The organism is Martinezella lusitana (assembly GCF_016901135.1).
Taxonomy (GTDB): domain Bacteria; phylum Pseudomonadota; class Alphaproteobacteria; order Rhizobiales; family Rhizobiaceae; genus Rhizobium; species Rhizobium lusitanum_D.
This window is the reverse complement of the sequence record NZ_JAFEVL010000048.1, coordinates 504,565-517,629: the sequence shown is the minus strand read 5'-3', so window position 1 is coordinate 517,629 and position 13,065 is coordinate 504,565. Positions and strand designations below refer to the sequence as shown.

At 62.3% G+C, this 13,065-nt stretch carries 13 protein-coding genes; 6 read left to right on the top strand and 7 right to left on the bottom strand.

The genetic code is table 11. From position 1 onward, the window contains the following. Positions 1-2 precede the first annotated feature (2 nt). From JTP94_RS23325 to JTP94_RS23315, 3 genes are read left to right on the top strand one after another with little or no spacing between them, the layout of a single operon-like run. Positions 3-890 (top strand): metal ABC transporter ATP-binding protein, encoded by an 888-nt coding sequence (locus JTP94_RS23325; RefSeq protein WP_204852802.1) that lies wholly within the window; start codon positions 3-5, stop codon positions 888-890. Further along, positions 883-1,710 carry a zinc ABC transporter permease subunit ZnuB gene (gene znuB, locus JTP94_RS23320; protein ID WP_204853080.1) on the top strand — a complete coding sequence of 276 codons (828 nt, stop codon included), beginning with the start codon at positions 883-885 and terminating at the stop codon, positions 1,708-1,710. The genes JTP94_RS23325 and znuB overlap by 8 nt, the downstream gene beginning before the upstream one ends. Next, positions 1,707-2,105, top strand: a complete 399-nt coding sequence (locus JTP94_RS23315) for a Fur family transcriptional regulator (protein WP_204852801.1) — start codon at positions 1,707-1,709, stop codon at positions 2,103-2,105. Before znuB ends, JTP94_RS23315 begins: the two co-directional genes overlap by 4 nt. On the opposite strand, the gene JTP94_RS23310 is transcribed toward JTP94_RS23315, so the two are convergent. Both JTP94_RS23310 and JTP94_RS23305 read right to left on the bottom strand, forming a co-directional pair. Then, on the bottom strand, positions 2,102-2,632 hold the full coding sequence (locus JTP94_RS23310) for a gamma carbonic anhydrase family protein (protein ID WP_204852800.1): 531 nt from the start codon (positions 2,630-2,632) through the stop codon (positions 2,102-2,104). The two genes, JTP94_RS23315 and JTP94_RS23310, sit on opposite strands and share 4 nt — an antisense overlap. A gap of 16 nt (positions 2,633-2,648) precedes the next feature. Next, complete coding sequence (locus JTP94_RS23305) at positions 2,649-3,344, bottom strand: fumarylacetoacetate hydrolase family protein (RefSeq protein ID WP_204852799.1); 696 nt, start codon at positions 3,342-3,344, stop codon at positions 2,649-2,651. Positions 3,345-3,486: 142 nt separating this feature from the next. On the opposite strand from JTP94_RS23305, the gene dusA reads away from it, so the two are divergent. After that, positions 3,487-4,500, top strand: a complete 1,014-nt coding sequence (gene dusA / locus JTP94_RS23300; RefSeq protein ID WP_204852798.1) for a tRNA dihydrouridine(20/20a) synthase DusA — start codon at positions 3,487-3,489, stop codon at positions 4,498-4,500. Between the two features lie 405 nt (positions 4,501-4,905). Here the strand turns inward: dusA and JTP94_RS23295 are convergent, their stop codons facing one another. Next, complete coding sequence (locus JTP94_RS23295; protein ID WP_034504664.1) at positions 4,906-5,118, bottom strand: cold-shock protein; 213 nt, start codon at positions 5,116-5,118, stop codon at positions 4,906-4,908. A 466-nt stretch (positions 5,119-5,584) separates the two neighbouring features. On the opposite strand from JTP94_RS23295, the gene JTP94_RS23290 reads away from it, so the two are divergent. Next, positions 5,585-6,052 carry a hypothetical protein gene (locus JTP94_RS23290; protein WP_204852797.1) on the top strand — a complete coding sequence of 156 codons (468 nt, stop codon included), beginning with the start codon at positions 5,585-5,587 and terminating at the stop codon, positions 6,050-6,052. Between the two features lie 32 nt (positions 6,053-6,084). On the opposite strand, the gene JTP94_RS23285 is transcribed toward JTP94_RS23290, so the two are convergent. From JTP94_RS23285 to uvrB, 3 genes are all read right to left on the bottom strand, one after another. After that, complete coding sequence (locus tag JTP94_RS23285) at positions 6,085-7,143, bottom strand: adenylate/guanylate cyclase domain-containing protein (protein ID WP_204852796.1); 1,059 nt, start codon at positions 7,141-7,143, stop codon at positions 6,085-6,087. Positions 7,144-7,304: 161 nt separating this feature from the next. Beyond that, positions 7,305-7,763: an SRPBCC family protein gene (locus JTP94_RS23280; protein ID WP_034504667.1), complete on the bottom strand. Its 459-nt coding sequence runs from the start codon at positions 7,761-7,763 to the stop codon at positions 7,305-7,307. 200 nt (positions 7,764-7,963) lie between these two features. Continuing rightward, positions 7,964-10,897, bottom strand: a complete 2,934-nt coding sequence (gene uvrB, locus JTP94_RS23275) for an excinuclease ABC subunit UvrB (RefSeq protein ID WP_204852795.1) — start codon at positions 10,895-10,897, stop codon at positions 7,964-7,966. Positions 10,898-11,178: 281 nt separating this feature from the next. Between uvrB and JTP94_RS23270 the strand changes: the two genes are divergently transcribed. After that, positions 11,179-12,429 (top strand): MFS transporter, encoded by a 1,251-nt coding sequence (locus JTP94_RS23270; protein WP_204852794.1) that lies wholly within the window; start codon positions 11,179-11,181, stop codon positions 12,427-12,429. Positions 12,430-12,481: 52 nt separating this feature from the next. On the opposite strand, the gene JTP94_RS23265 is transcribed toward JTP94_RS23270, so the two are convergent. Then, positions 12,482-12,994: a hypothetical protein gene (locus JTP94_RS23265; RefSeq protein ID WP_204852793.1), complete on the bottom strand. Its 513-nt coding sequence runs from the start codon at positions 12,992-12,994 to the stop codon at positions 12,482-12,484. Positions 12,995-13,065 lie beyond the last annotated feature (71 nt).

Here is a 13,065-nt window from a genome sequence, read left to right as displayed (position 1 = left end):
TCATGCTCTCTTCCATCGACAGCAAGAGCCGGCCCCTGGTGTCGCTCCATGATGTCGGCGTCCGCCGCGACGGTCGCTGCCTGGTGCGCGGCGTTGATTTTTCCGTGAGCCGAGGTGAGATCGTCACCCTCATCGGCCCGAATGGTTCCGGCAAGTCGACCAGCGCCAAAGCGGCGATCGGGGTGCTGAAGCCGGACGAGGGCCGTGTCGATCGCATCGCCGGCCTGAAGGTCGGCTATGTCCCGCAAAAGCTTGCGATCGACTGGACCCTGCCGCTCAGTGTGCAGCGACTGATGACCTTGACGGGGCCTTTGGCGGAGGGCGAGCTGCGGGCGGCACTGGAGGCGGTGGGCATTGCCCATCTCGCCAAGGCCGAGGTGCAGCATCTGTCCGGCGGCGAATTCCAGCGGGCGCTGCTGGCGCGCGCGATTGCGCGTAAACCTGATCTTCTGGTGCTTGACGAGCCCGTGCAGGGGGTCGATTTCAACGGCGAGATCGCACTTTACGACCTCATCAAGTCTATCCGCAATTCCGAAGGCTGCGGCATCCTGCTGATTTCGCACGACCTGCATGTCGTCATGGCCGCGACGGATACCGTTGTCTGCCTGAACGGTCATGTCTGCTGCCGCGGTACGCCGCAGACGGTCAGCCAGAGCCCCGAATATGTGAAACTCTTCGGCACGCGCGCGGCGCAATCCCTGGCAATCTACAGCCATCATCATGATCACACGCATCTGCCTGACGGCCGCGTGCAGCATGCCGACGGCTCGATCACCGATCATTGCCATGCTGACGACGGCCATCACCATGATGATCATGGCGATCATGACCACGATCACAGTGATCATCATCACGGTCATGACCACGCTGCGGGAGAACGCCATGTTTGACGATTTCTTCCTGCGCGCCATTCTCGCCGGTGTCGGGCTGGCGCTGACCACCGGGCCGCTCGGCTGCTTCATCATCTGGCGGCGCATGGCCTATTTTGGCGATACGATCTCGCATTCGGCGCTGCTCGGCGTGGCGTTGTCGCTGCTCTTCCAGCTCAACCTGACGCTTTCCGTCTTCGCGGTCGCCGCACTCGTCTCGATCCTGCTTCTCTTCCTGCAGCGGCGGCAGGCGCTGTCGGCGGATGCGCTGCTCGGGATTCTCTCGCATGCGACCCTGGCGATCGGCCTGGTCATCGTCGCCTTCATGAGCTGGGTCAGGATCGATCTCATCGCCTTCCTTTTCGGCGACATCCTTGCCGTCAGCCAGTCCGACATCCTGGTGATCTGGGGCGGCGGCATCCTTGTGCTGGCGGCGATTGTCTGGCTGTGGCGGCCGCTGCTGGCTTCGACCGTCAATCCCGAGCTGGCCGAGGCCGAAGGGCTGCGGCCGGAGCGTGCGAAGTTGTTCTTCATGCTGCTGATGGCCGTCGTGATAGCCATCGCCATGAAGATCGTCGGCATACTGCTGATTACCGCGCTGCTGATCATCCCTGCGGCCACCGCGCGCCGCTTCGCTTCGACGCCGGAGATGATGGCGGTTTTCGCCTCGCTTCTCGGCGCCGTCGCTGTCGTCGGCGGGCTGTTCGGATCGCTGCGCTACGACACGCCTTCCGGCCCGTCCATCGTGGTCGCGGCGCTCATTCTGTTTATCATCAGTCTGCTGCCCCTGGTTCGCAGGGGCGCCGCGCCGGCGGCGGAACAGAGAGGACAGTCATCATGACCACTCCGATGCTCACCAAGAACCAGACCCTGGTTTTCGATGTCCTGACCAGGGCGGAAGCGCCGCTCAGCGCCTATACCATTCTCGACAAGCTGCGCGATCAGGGCTTTCGCGCGCCGCTGCAGGTCTACCGCGCGCTGGACAAGCTGCTCGAATATGGCGTCGTACACCGGCTCGAAAGCATCAACTCCTTCGTCGCCTGCGCCCATCCGGATGAGAATTGCCACAGCCACGGCCTCGTCGCCTTTGCTATCTGCGAAAGCTGCGGCCAGGTGATCGAATTTCACGATCATGAGGTCGACCACCGGCTGATGGATTGGCTGAAGTCGCAGAAATTCAAAGCCGAGAAGTCGACCATCGAAATCCGCGGTCATTGCGCGAAATGCGCGGCCTAATCCAGTCGCTTGAGATCGCGGGCGAAGCGCTGCCAGTTGGCGACATAGTTGCGGGCCGAGCGGCGTAGGCCTTCGATGGCGGCCTCGTCCAGCGTGCGGATCGCTCTTGCCGGCGCGCCGACGATCAATGATCCGTCCGGAAATTCCTTGCCTTCGGTGACCAGCGCATTGGCGCCGACCAGGCAATTGTTGCCGATCTTTGCGCCGTTCAGCACCGTCGCGCCCATGCCGATCAGCGAGTTGTTGCCGATGGTGCAGCCGTGGATGATGGCGTGGTGGCCGATGGTGCAGCCTTCGCCGATCGTGACCGGGAAGGCCGGATCCGTGTGGACCATCGCGCCTTCCTGTATATTCGTGGACTTGCCGACGACGATCGGCTCGTTGTCGCCACGCAGCACCGCGCCGAACCAGATGCCGACATCCTCGCCGATCTCGACCTTGCCGATCACGCTCGCATCCGGTGCGATCCAATAGAGGTCGGGACCGGGTGTTTTCGGCGCATGGCCGGCAAGGGAGTAGAGCGGCATGGTTCGTCCTCCTCGATCAAACGACGTTCAGCATCAGCGTCGCGACGCCGTCGACGGCGCAGCTGATCCTGTCGCCACGCGCAACGGGGCCGACGCCGGCGGGTGTGCCGGTCATGATGATGTCTCCCGGCGCGAGCGTGAAGAGTTTGGACAATTCCGCGATGATCTCAGGCATCTTCCAGATCATCTGCGAGAGGTCGCCTCTTTGCGCCCCTTCGCCGTTGCGCATCAGCCAGATGCCGCCCTTGTCTGGGTGGCCGACGCGGGTCGCCGGGACGAGCGCGGAAACGGGCGCGGAATGCTCGAAGGCCTTGCCGATTTCCCAGGGGCGGCCAAGCTTCTTGGCCTCGCCCTGCAGGTCACGGCGGGTGAAGTCGATGCCGACGCCATAGCCATAAACGCAGTCGAGCGCCTGCTCGACCGGGATGTCGGCGCCGCCGCCGCGCAGAGCGACGACAAGTTCCACCTCGTGATGCACGTCCGATGACAGCGACGGGTAGGGGAAATCACTGGAAACAAGCAGATTGTCCGGGTTCTTCTGGAAGAAGAAGGGTGGTTCGCGGCTGGGATCATGCCCCATTTCGATGGCGTGGTCGGCATAGTTGCGGCCGACGCAATAGACGCGGCGCACCGGGAAGAGCTGGGTTTCGCCCTCGATCGGCAGCAGGACCGGGGCTGGTAGTGGAATGACTGTCGTGAGCGAGGCGTTCATAGGGGCTTTTCGAAACTCTCATTGATCTCGGAAAGGCGCGCTGCCTTCCGACTCCGTGCGGCAACCTAGCATCATTGTTGCCGCCGGGAAAACTGGCCTTCGGAAAGGTTTTGGTGTAGAGCGCGGGGCAGAAAGGTATCCCATGTATAGCGACGCGCTGAAAAACGGCCGCAAGATCTTTGCTGTGGCCCCGATGATCGACTGGACTGACCGGCATTGCAGATATCTGCACCGGCAGATCAGCCGCCATGCCCTGCTCTATACTGAAATGGTGGTGGCCGACGCGATCATTCACGGCCCGCGCGACCGGCTGCTCGGCCATGATGTCACCGAGCATCCCGTCGCTTTGCAGCTCGGCGGCTCCGATCCGGCCAAGCTTACAGAGGCGCTGCGGATCGCCGAGGCCTACGGCTATGACGAGATCAACCTCAATGTCGGCTGCCCGTCGGACCGCGTGCAGTCCGGCACCTTCGGCGCCTGCCTGATGCTGACGCCGGAGACGGTGGCAGCCTGCGTCGCCGCAATGAAGGCGGTATCGAAGGCGCCAGTGACAGTGAAATGCCGTATCGGCGTCGACGAGCAGGAGCCGGAAGAGGCGCTGCCGGAGCTGATGACTCGCGTTCTCGATGCCGGCGCGGACGCGATCTGGGTCCATGCGCGCAAGGCCTGGCTGAAGGGCCTGTCGCCGAAGGAAAACCGCGAGATCCCGCCGCTGGATTATGACATCGTCTACCGCATGAAACAGCGTTGGCCGGATGTCTTCGTCGGCATCAACGGCGGCATCCAGACGCTGGACCAGGCCGAGGCGCATCTCGCCCATGTCGACGGTGTCATGCTCGGCCGCGCCGCCTATCAGAATGCCGCCATCCTGGCAGACGTCGACCACCGTTTCTTTGGCGAGCTGACGGTCGAGGTCGATTGGAACGATTTGCGCGACCGGATGATGGCTTATGCAGAGCGCCACATCGAAAGTGGCGGCCGCCTGCATCATGTCGCCCGCCACATGGTCGGCCTCTTCACCGGCTTGCCGGGCGCGCGCCGCTACCGCCAGATCCTTTCCACCGACGCCAACAAGCCGGGCGCCGGGCCGGAGGTGATCGCGGCGGCTTTTGCCGCGGTGGATTTTGCCGGCGAGGGAGAGCGGGCGAGCGCTTGAGGGGGTGGTGGCCTTCTCTCGCCCCTGGCGGGCGAGAAAGCAAAATCAGCATTTAGCTTCAGCTAAGTGCTAGATTTTGCAAGAGAGGGGGTAGGCAGGGATGCACGAAGCGCTGAGTGACCTTGCTTGAGAACGTGACCCCCGCTCTTGCAATTTCAATGGCTTAGAAATTGCGCTGACCCCCGCGCAAACGGATGTTCCGGTATCGCAATTCCTAAACCAATGAAATTGCTATCTCGCCCGCCAGGGGCGAGATAGACCCCGCATCCAGCTGGTCGCTCAGGGCCCGATCGCGCACGCTCTGTGCTCCCTCATCCGCCTGCTGAGTTTGTCGAAGGGGGGAACGAAAAACGGCACGGTTTGCACCGCGCCGTCAGAAACCTCAATCAGGCTGTCACCAGAGGCTTAGGAAGCCTGGATGTTGACGGCCTTCGGGCCCTTGCCCATGCGATCCGGCTCGGTGTCGAACGTGACCTGCTGGCCTTCGCGCAGCGACTGGATGCCAGAAGCCTGGAGAGCGGAGATATGGACGAAAACGTCCTTTGCGCCGCCGTCAGGAGTGATGAAACCAAAACCCTTGTCCTGGTTGAAGAATTTTACGGTGCCCTTGGTGGCCATGGGGGATAGTCCTTTACCCATCAGTCTTAGTTTATCCGGACGAAACCGGACGGCTTTGCCTCCGCGACATGCGAAGGCCAGTCGAGAAGTCACGTACGGGGAAAGAACGTCTGCGCGGGTCGCAAGACCCAACCGTTGCCTGCCGCAAGCGGATCACCAAATCAGTCCAGTCACCGGCATGCAAATGCCCGAGCATGCATATGGGTGACAGGGTTTGGGGAAAAAGGCAAGGGGGAATATTACGGCGTGATGAGGAAGGGGTGAGATAGGGTGGGGATTTCAAAGGGTTGGAAATGATGGCCTGCTATCTGCCGTGGATTAGCTGCAGCCTTGATATAAATCTTGATAATGTAATGTTGACTTTCGCTCTGGTTGAATTGAAGCTTTCGAATTCAATCGATGCATATTCGATTCAGTTTTTGTAACAATCCTGATCATTTATCCCGTTATGCGCTGGAGAAAATATATGAGGCTGCATGACGCTTTAAGAAAGATATCCCAAGAGCTTGGTCTAAAGGGTCCATACAGTCACGATAGTGTAATAGCCGAAATTAGGCGGCAATATCCAAAGCTTATTGACGATAATAGTATCAAGCTTCAGGACATCGCGCTTAAGCGGCTTTTGAATGACTTGGATTCAAAGCAGTCGCGCGCGTTCATCGACGGGCAGGGTGATTTATTTGGTGTATTTGCTGGCCTACCAACATCGGTAAATTCGAGGGTGTTGGGTGTCGGTAAAGCAGGTGAAAGAATGCTGCTTCAAACTCTCTCCGCAAGGCTAGTTGAAACGCTATTGAACCGACCTGAGCCTCGCCGAAAGAATTCGACGCCAAAAGAGCGGCTAAGAGAATTCTATGATCAAGTTAAATCGTATGCGGTGTCGGGCGACGAGACTTTGGAAGAGCTGGTAAGGAAAAGTCGCGACGAGACTTAGCATCTCTCGGTTCAAGAATACTCGTCAGTCTCTCACCCCTCTACCAAAGTAAACACCGCGCAAGGCTCAACAATCCCACGCAATTCATGCTCTCCCAATGGAAGCAGCACCACGCTCGTCTCCGCCGCAACCGCGCCCGAGATCAGCACATTGCGCCCAAGCGGCTTGCACAGGCCCTCGAGCCGGCTGACGAGATTGACGGCGGGGCCGATGGCGGTGAAATCCAGGCGGTCGGCGGCGCCGATATTGCCCCAGAGCATGTCGCCGAAATGCAGGGCCGCGCCGAAGGGGAGCGGCGGCAGCCCTTGTGTCAGGCGGGTCGCGTCGAGATGGGCCATGCCGGCGCGGATGGCGGCGACGGCGCGCAGCGCGGCTTCGCAGGCCTCAGCCGGCGTTCCGGTGACCGGGAAGATCGCCAGGACGCCATCGCCGATGAATTTCAGCACCTCGCCGCCGAAGGCGTGCACGGCGCCGGCGACGCGGTCGAACCAGGCGTCGAGGGCGGCAATCACCACCGTCGGCTCGGTCGCTTCGGAAAGGGCGGTGAAATCCCTGAGGTCGGCGCAGAGGAGGGCTGCGCGGATGGTCTCGCCGGTGCTGCGGCGCAGCGCGCCGTCCTGCACCCGGGCGGCACTTCTTCGTCCGAGATAGGCTTCGAGCAGGGCCGATAGCGCCGCGCGCGCGGCAAGGCCCGCGAGAGGGGCCGCGGCAAAGCGCGCGACCTGGCGCAGGCGGTCGACCTCGGTGGGATCGAACGGTCGTGTACCGGCCCAGCCTAGCACGGGGCTGTCCGGCGCCGTGCCGATCGTCTCCTCGTATGTCGGGCCGAGCCCGCCAAGCCAGTCGTGTCCGGCCTGGCCAAGGGACGTGCCGGCAAAGCCCAGGGCCTCGATGACCGCGCCGGTCTCGGCCTGCCACAGCCAGGTGCGTTGCGTGACGATCGGATGCGGGACGGCGAGCGTCAGGGCGCCGCCGGCAAGCGGCAGGCCGGCCGACAGCAGTTGACCGCCCAGATCGGCCAGGAAGCGTTCGGGGCTGGGCGAGGTGCCGGCTTCGTCGACCAGCCAGGCAAGAGGGGCGGACAAATCCATGCCGCGATCATGCCACGGCGGTTGCGGGCTGTCATCCGCCTCGCTGCAACCGCGATTGCTTGGCACAGGCGCAATGGCTCGATGCACTGGTGAGCGCTTTCGAGGTTACAACTCCAGTATATCAGCCCGCTGGGCGCGCCGGCACTGCGTCTCGAGCGCCGTCAGCGCTGGCCGTCTTGCCCGTGCCACCAATCCGGGCCGGGGTCGCGTCCGGCTGCGACTTCGGCGAGACGATCGAGATAATGGGCCCAGCCCTTCGCATGGCCTTCACATTGCTCCGCTGTCGGCAGGCCGGTATGGGTGAGGCGAAGCAGTGTTCCGTTCGGTGGTTCCTCGATCAGGTCGATTTCGACCAGGCTAGACCCTGGCGGAACCTCCTCGCTGCCGTCCCAGCCGAAGCTGTAGGCCAGGCGATGGACCGGCACGACCTCGCGGAACGAGCCGCGCGCGAAGCGGGCGCCGGTGACGTTGACCAGATAGAGGCCGCCGGGCTGCGGCTCGATCTGCGCTTCCGTGCCCATCCAGCGCAGGATCTTTTCGGGGTCGGTCAGCAGTGCAAATAATGCGGCGGGTGGCGCCGAGACATGAGTCTCGCGGCGGACGACTAGAGGCTCTGACATCGGTCTCTCCCATGATTTCTGTCGTTTCCCCGCCAGAACGCGCTGCGGTCGAGCGCCTCACATCCTTCAGCGGGTCCTCCTCACATGATGTCATGTAGGAGCAGGCGCCTTGCCAGCAAGGCATGGCTCGACGCTCACATGGCGCCTCTCCTCATAAAACGGCAGTCTCAGGCAACGGGTTTCCGTTGAGGCCAATGCCTCTATCGTCCGGGTCGTCCCGTCTTGCCCTTCGTTCGTCCCTTACGCTGCTTCTCATCCACCGGATCTTCATAGGAGCCCACGCCCGGCTTCGCGCGGGTGATCGGCTTGTCCGGCACCTTGCCAATTACCGGCTTTTCAGTGCGGCCGACGGTCATCTCGTCGAGCGTATTCTTTCGGAAAAGTGGCGTGCCGGCATCGCTGCCCGGTCCCATTTCATCGAGGGTGGGTTTGGCGAAATATGAACCCTGCGTTCCGCCCTCGTGGTTCGAGACAGCCCTGCGGGCTTCCTCACCATGATGGTTCGAGGGTCGCTGTGCTCCCACCTCACCATGAGGACTAGCTGCTGAGCCTTTCGCTCCACCCTCATCCTGAGGTGCGGAGGGTCCTGAGCTTGTCGAAGGAGACCGGAGCCTTGAAGGATTAGGTCGGCCACCCTTGCCGCTTTCGAGACTCTTCGCCTCTTCTCTCGCCATCGGATCGTCCATGACGGCCAGTTCCGCCGCCTTGAGGCGCTTGATCTCGTCGCGCAGGCGCGCGGCCTTTTCGAAGTCCAGGTCGGCGGCGGCATCGCGCATGGCCTTTTCCAGCGCGTTCAGATGGGTCTGCAGGTTGTTGCCGACGAGGTGGCCGCCATCGGCAAAGCCCTTGCCGGAGGCGCCGCCGATATCGGCGCGGACATGGTCCCTCTCGTAGACGCTGTCGAGAATGTCGGAAATCTTCGCCTTCACCGATTCCGGCGTGATGCCGTTTTCGAGGTTGTAGGCCATCTGCTTCTCGCGGCGGCGACTGGTCTCGTCCATCGCCCGCTGCATCGAGCCGGTGATGGTGTCGGCATAAAGGATGACCTTGCCGTCGACGTTACGCGCGGCGCGGCCGATGGTCTGGACCAGCGATGTTTCCGAGCGCAGGAAGCCTTCCTTGTCGGCGTCGAGAATGGCGACGAGAGCGCATTCGGGGATGTCGAGACCTTCGCGCAGCAAGTTGATGCCGACGAGGACGTCGAAGGCACCCAGACGAAGGTCGCGGATGATCTCGATGCGCTCCAGCGTATCGATGTCGGAGTGCATGTAGCGCACGCGCACGCCCTGTTCGTGCAGATATTCCGTCAGGTCCTCGGCCATGCGCTTGGTCAGCACGGTGCAGAGGGTGCGGTAACCCTTGGCGGCGGTCTCTCGGATCTCGCCGAGCACGTCGTCGACCTGACTGCGGGCCGAGCGGACCTCGACCGGCGGGTCGATCAGGCCGGTCGGGCGGATGACCTGTTCGGCAAAGACGCCGCCGGACTGTTCCATCTCCCAGCCGCCCGGCGTCGCCGAAACCGCGATCGTGTCAGGGCGCATGGCGTCCCACTCCTCGAAGCGCAGCGGCCGGTTGTCCATGCAGGAGGGCAGGCGAAAGCCGTATTCGGCCAGCGTCGCCTTGCGCCGGAAGTCGCCGCGATACATGCCGCCGATCTGGCTGACCGAGACGTGGCTTTCGTCGATGAACAGCAGCGCGTTGTCGGGGATATATTCGAACAGCGTCGGCGGCGGCTCGCCGGGATTGCGGCCGGTCAAATAGCGCGAATAGTTCTCGATGCCGGCGCAGGAGCCGGTGGCCTCGAGCATTTCGACGTCATAGCGGGTGCGCTGCTCCAGGCGCTGCGCCTCAAGCAGGCGTCCGGCCTTTTCCAGCTCGGCGAGCCGGATTTTCAGCTCTTCCTTGATCGCCTTGATGGCGCCGTTCAGCGTCGGGCGCGGGGTGACATAGTGCGAATTGGCGTAGATCTTCACCGATTTCAGGTCGCCGGTCTTCTGGCCGGTCAGCGGGTCGAACTCGGTGATGGCGTCGATCTCGTCGCCGAACATGGAGATGCGCCAGGCGGCATCCTCCAAGTGGGCCGGGAAGATCTCGATGGTGTCACCGCGCACGCGGAAGGAGCCGCGGATGAAATCCATGTCGCGGCGCTTGTACTGCTGCGCCACGAGGTCGGCGAGAAGCTGGCGCTGGTCCAGCCGGTCGCCGACATTCATCTGGAAGGTCATCGCCGTATAGGTCTCGACCGAGCCGATACCGTAGATGCAGGAGACCGAGGCGACGATGATGCAGTCGTCGCGCTCCAGCAGCGAGCGCGTCGCCGAGTGGCGCATGCGGTCGATCTGTTCGTTGATCGAGGATTCCTTTTCGATGAAGGTATCCGAGCGCGGCACATAGGCTTCCGGCTGATAGTAATCGTAGTAGGAGACGAAATACTCGACCGCGTTGTCCGGGAAGAAATTCTTGAACTCGGAATAGAGCTGGGCTGCCAGCGTCTTGTTCGGCGCGAGGATCACGGCCGGGCGCTGCGTCGCCTCGATCACCTTTGCCATGGTGAAGGTCTTGCCCGAGCCGGTGACGCCGAGCAGCACCTGGCTGCGGTCGCCATTGTCCAGACCCTCGACCAGATCGCGAATGGCGGTCGGCTGGTCGCCGGCGGGCTCGTAGTCGGAGACCATGCGGATCGCGATGCCGCCTTCGGATTTGTTCGGGCGGGCAGGGCGGTGCGGTGTCCAGAGCTTGCCGTCCTTGAAAAGCGGATTGCCGCTCTCGATCAGCGCCGACAACGCCTCGACCGTTGCCGTGACAGCAGTTCCGGCATTGGCGGCGTTTTCCAGCGACGTATCCATGCCGGACACCGGGTTCAGACCCGCGGCGGCGCGCGTCTTCGGATCGGTCGAGCCGCCCATGGAGGTGCCGCGCGCCGATTTGGAGGCGGCGATTTCCACCTTCTTGCGGTGCTTGCCAGCCTTCGAGGCGATCTGCCGCTGCGTCTCGATGCCGGACATTTCGGCGTCGGCTTCGAGCTGCTTTACCCAATCGGCGACGCCGCCGCTGAGCGGCGCACCTTCAAATGGCGCCTGTGGCGCCTCTTCGAAACCGGACGGGGCGGGGGATTTTTTCGGTGATCTGGCCATGCGCCGAATATGGCGGCAGAACGCGCCAATGTGAAGGGGTAAAGAGTACAAAAGGGAAACAGAACGGCGGATTTTTCCATTCGCCGATGATGTCAAATGTGTTACTACCCAGAGGCGGCTGGTGCGTTATCGCTGACCCGAAAGTCCGCAGCGCAATCCTCACTGGCGCCGGAGGAGGAACCACCGCAACGTCGACATGCCCGGCCAGCGCCGGGTTCCCCCAGCTTCGACGGCATCCGGAATTGCCCGCCTCGCCGCCGCCATCCGGTCGGAGGATCATGATGACCGCATTGGATAGCTTACGTTCCTTGTCCCCCCAGCAACGAAACACCGTCATCGCAGCCTATCTGGGCTGGACGCTGGATGCTTTCGATTTCTTCATATTGGTTTTCGTTCTCAAGCACATAGCCGAGGAGTTTCACACGGATGTTCCGGCGGTTGCCGTCGCCATCTTCCTCACCCTGGCGATGCGACCGATCGGTGCGCTCATCTTCGGCCTCGCAGCCGACCGTTACGGCCGGCGCGTCACGCTCATGGTGGATGTGCTGCTTTACTCGGTCTTCGAATTCCTGACCGGGTTTTCGACGGGATTGACGATGTTCCTCGTCCTTCGCGCCCTCTTCGGCGTCGCCATGGGCGGCGAATGGGGGGTAGGCGCATCGCTTGTCATGGAGACCATACCGGAGGATTCACGCGGTCTCGTGTCGGGTATCCTGCAGGCGGGTTACCCCTCAGGCTATCTGATTGCCTCGATCGTCTTCTTCCTGCTGTTTCCTGTGATCGGCTGGCGCGGCATGTTCATCGTGGGAGCACTGCCGGCGCTGTTGGTGCTCTATATCCGCCGCAACGTGCAGGAATCGCCGGCCTTCCTGCAGCGGCAATCCAAGCCGCAGCGGCCATTCCTCACCGTGTTGCGCGAGAATATTCCACTGTTCATCTGGGCGGTGCTTCTCATGACCGCGTTCAACTTCTTCAGTCACGGCACGCAGGATCTCTACCCGACCTTCCTGGAGACTCAGCGCCAATATGATTCCTACACGGTCGGCGCCATCGCGATCGTCTATAATATCGGCGCGATCGTCGGCGGTCTGGCTTTCGGTGTGCTGTCGCAGCGCATCGGGCGCCGCCGCGCCATTGTCATCGCCGCGCTTGTGGCGATCCCCGTCGCGCCGCTTTGGGTCTATGGCCAAGGGCCGGTGATGCTTGCGATCGGCGCTTTCCTGATGCAGCTCTTCGTGCAAGGCGCCTGGGGCATCGTGCCCGTGCATCTCAACGAATTGTCGCCGGATGAAGTGCGCGGCACATTCCCCGGATTCGCCTATCAGCTCGGCAATCTGCTGGCATCGGGCAATGCGTCTATCCAGGCGGGGCTGGCAAAGCAATGGAATGGCGACTATGCCACTGCGCTGCTGATCGTCGCCTGCATCGTCGCCGTCGTGGTGGCCTTGTTTGCCGGCTTCGGCTTCGAAAAGAAGGGCGTCCGCTTTGGCGAAAAGGTCCCAGACGAGCCTCGTGGTACGATGCCGGTCTAGGTCGGCTCGCCGTTCTACCTAAGCGGGGCCGGCGATTGTGCCGGCCTCAGCTCTACTTGCCGCAGATTTCCGAAATCTTCGCCTGCGCGAAACCGCGGGCAAGTTCCTGCAGCCCGCCGACGGAGGATATCAGCTCGCCGATCGGGCCATTGATGCCGACATGCAAGTCGGTGATGCGGCACGCGCCGACATCGACCGTTATCGAGGCTTCCAGCTGACCTTTGATCGTCGTTTGCAACACGCCGTGCGACTTGCAAGCCATGTCGGCATGGGCGTTGATCTGCACGCCGCCGGGAGCGCTGCAGACATCAAGCGACTTGACCTCGAACTTTTCCTTGTGATCGACACCCGGCAGCTTCTTGCAGGGGTCGGCTTCGTTCACCGACTTCTCGATCTGCGGGCCGAACTTGCTCTGCAGCAGCGACCAGCACGATCCAGGAGCGGCCTCGGCGGGCGTCGCTGCGATCGGTAGCGGCGACAGGGGCAGGATGATGGCTGAGGCGAGCAATGCCATGCGAACAGATGGCAAAAATGATGAGGGAAGTACGGCATATTTCAGATTCACGGCGATCTATCCTCTGAAGAGAAGAAGCAGCAAAACATGTCCCGGCTTGCGGCAGTCTTTCATGTCTTCCG

Excerpts from the sequence above, each read along its gene's own strand:
- JTP94_RS23280 (WP_034504667.1), bottom strand. The coding sequence starts at position 7,763 with ATGTCAGAGCCTCTAGTCGTCCGCCGCGAGACTCATGTCTCGGCGCCA.
- JTP94_RS23295 (WP_034504664.1), bottom strand. The coding sequence starts at position 5,118 with ATGGCCACCAAGGGCACCGTAAAATTCTTCAACCAGGACAAGGGTTTT.
- JTP94_RS23285 (WP_204852796.1), bottom strand. The coding sequence starts at position 7,143 with ATGGATTTGTCCGCCCCTCTTGCCTGGCTGGTCGACGAAGCCGGCACC.
- uvrB (WP_204852795.1), bottom strand. The coding sequence starts at position 10,897 with ATGGCCAGATCACCGAAAAAATCCCCCGCCCCGTCCGGTTTCGAAGAG.
- JTP94_RS23315 (WP_204852801.1), top strand. The coding sequence starts at position 1,707 with ATGACCACTCCGATGCTCACCAAGAACCAGACCCTGGTTTTCGATGTC.
- znuB (WP_204853080.1), top strand. The coding sequence starts at position 883 with ATGTTTGACGATTTCTTCCTGCGCGCCATTCTCGCCGGTGTCGGGCTG.
- JTP94_RS23310 (WP_204852800.1), bottom strand. The coding sequence starts at position 2,632 with ATGCCGCTCTACTCCCTTGCCGGCCATGCGCCGAAAACACCCGGTCCC.
- JTP94_RS23270 (WP_204852794.1), top strand. The coding sequence starts at position 11,179 with ATGACCGCATTGGATAGCTTACGTTCCTTGTCCCCCCAGCAACGAAAC.
- JTP94_RS23290 (WP_204852797.1), top strand. The coding sequence starts at position 5,585 with ATGAGGCTGCATGACGCTTTAAGAAAGATATCCCAAGAGCTTGGTCTA.
- dusA (WP_204852798.1), top strand. The coding sequence starts at position 3,487 with ATGTATAGCGACGCGCTGAAAAACGGCCGCAAGATCTTTGCTGTGGCC.
- JTP94_RS23325 (WP_204852802.1), top strand. The coding sequence starts at position 3 with ATGCTCTCTTCCATCGACAGCAAGAGCCGGCCCCTGGTGTCGCTCCAT.
- JTP94_RS23305 (WP_204852799.1), bottom strand. The coding sequence starts at position 3,344 with ATGAACGCCTCGCTCACGACAGTCATTCCACTACCAGCCCCGGTCCTG.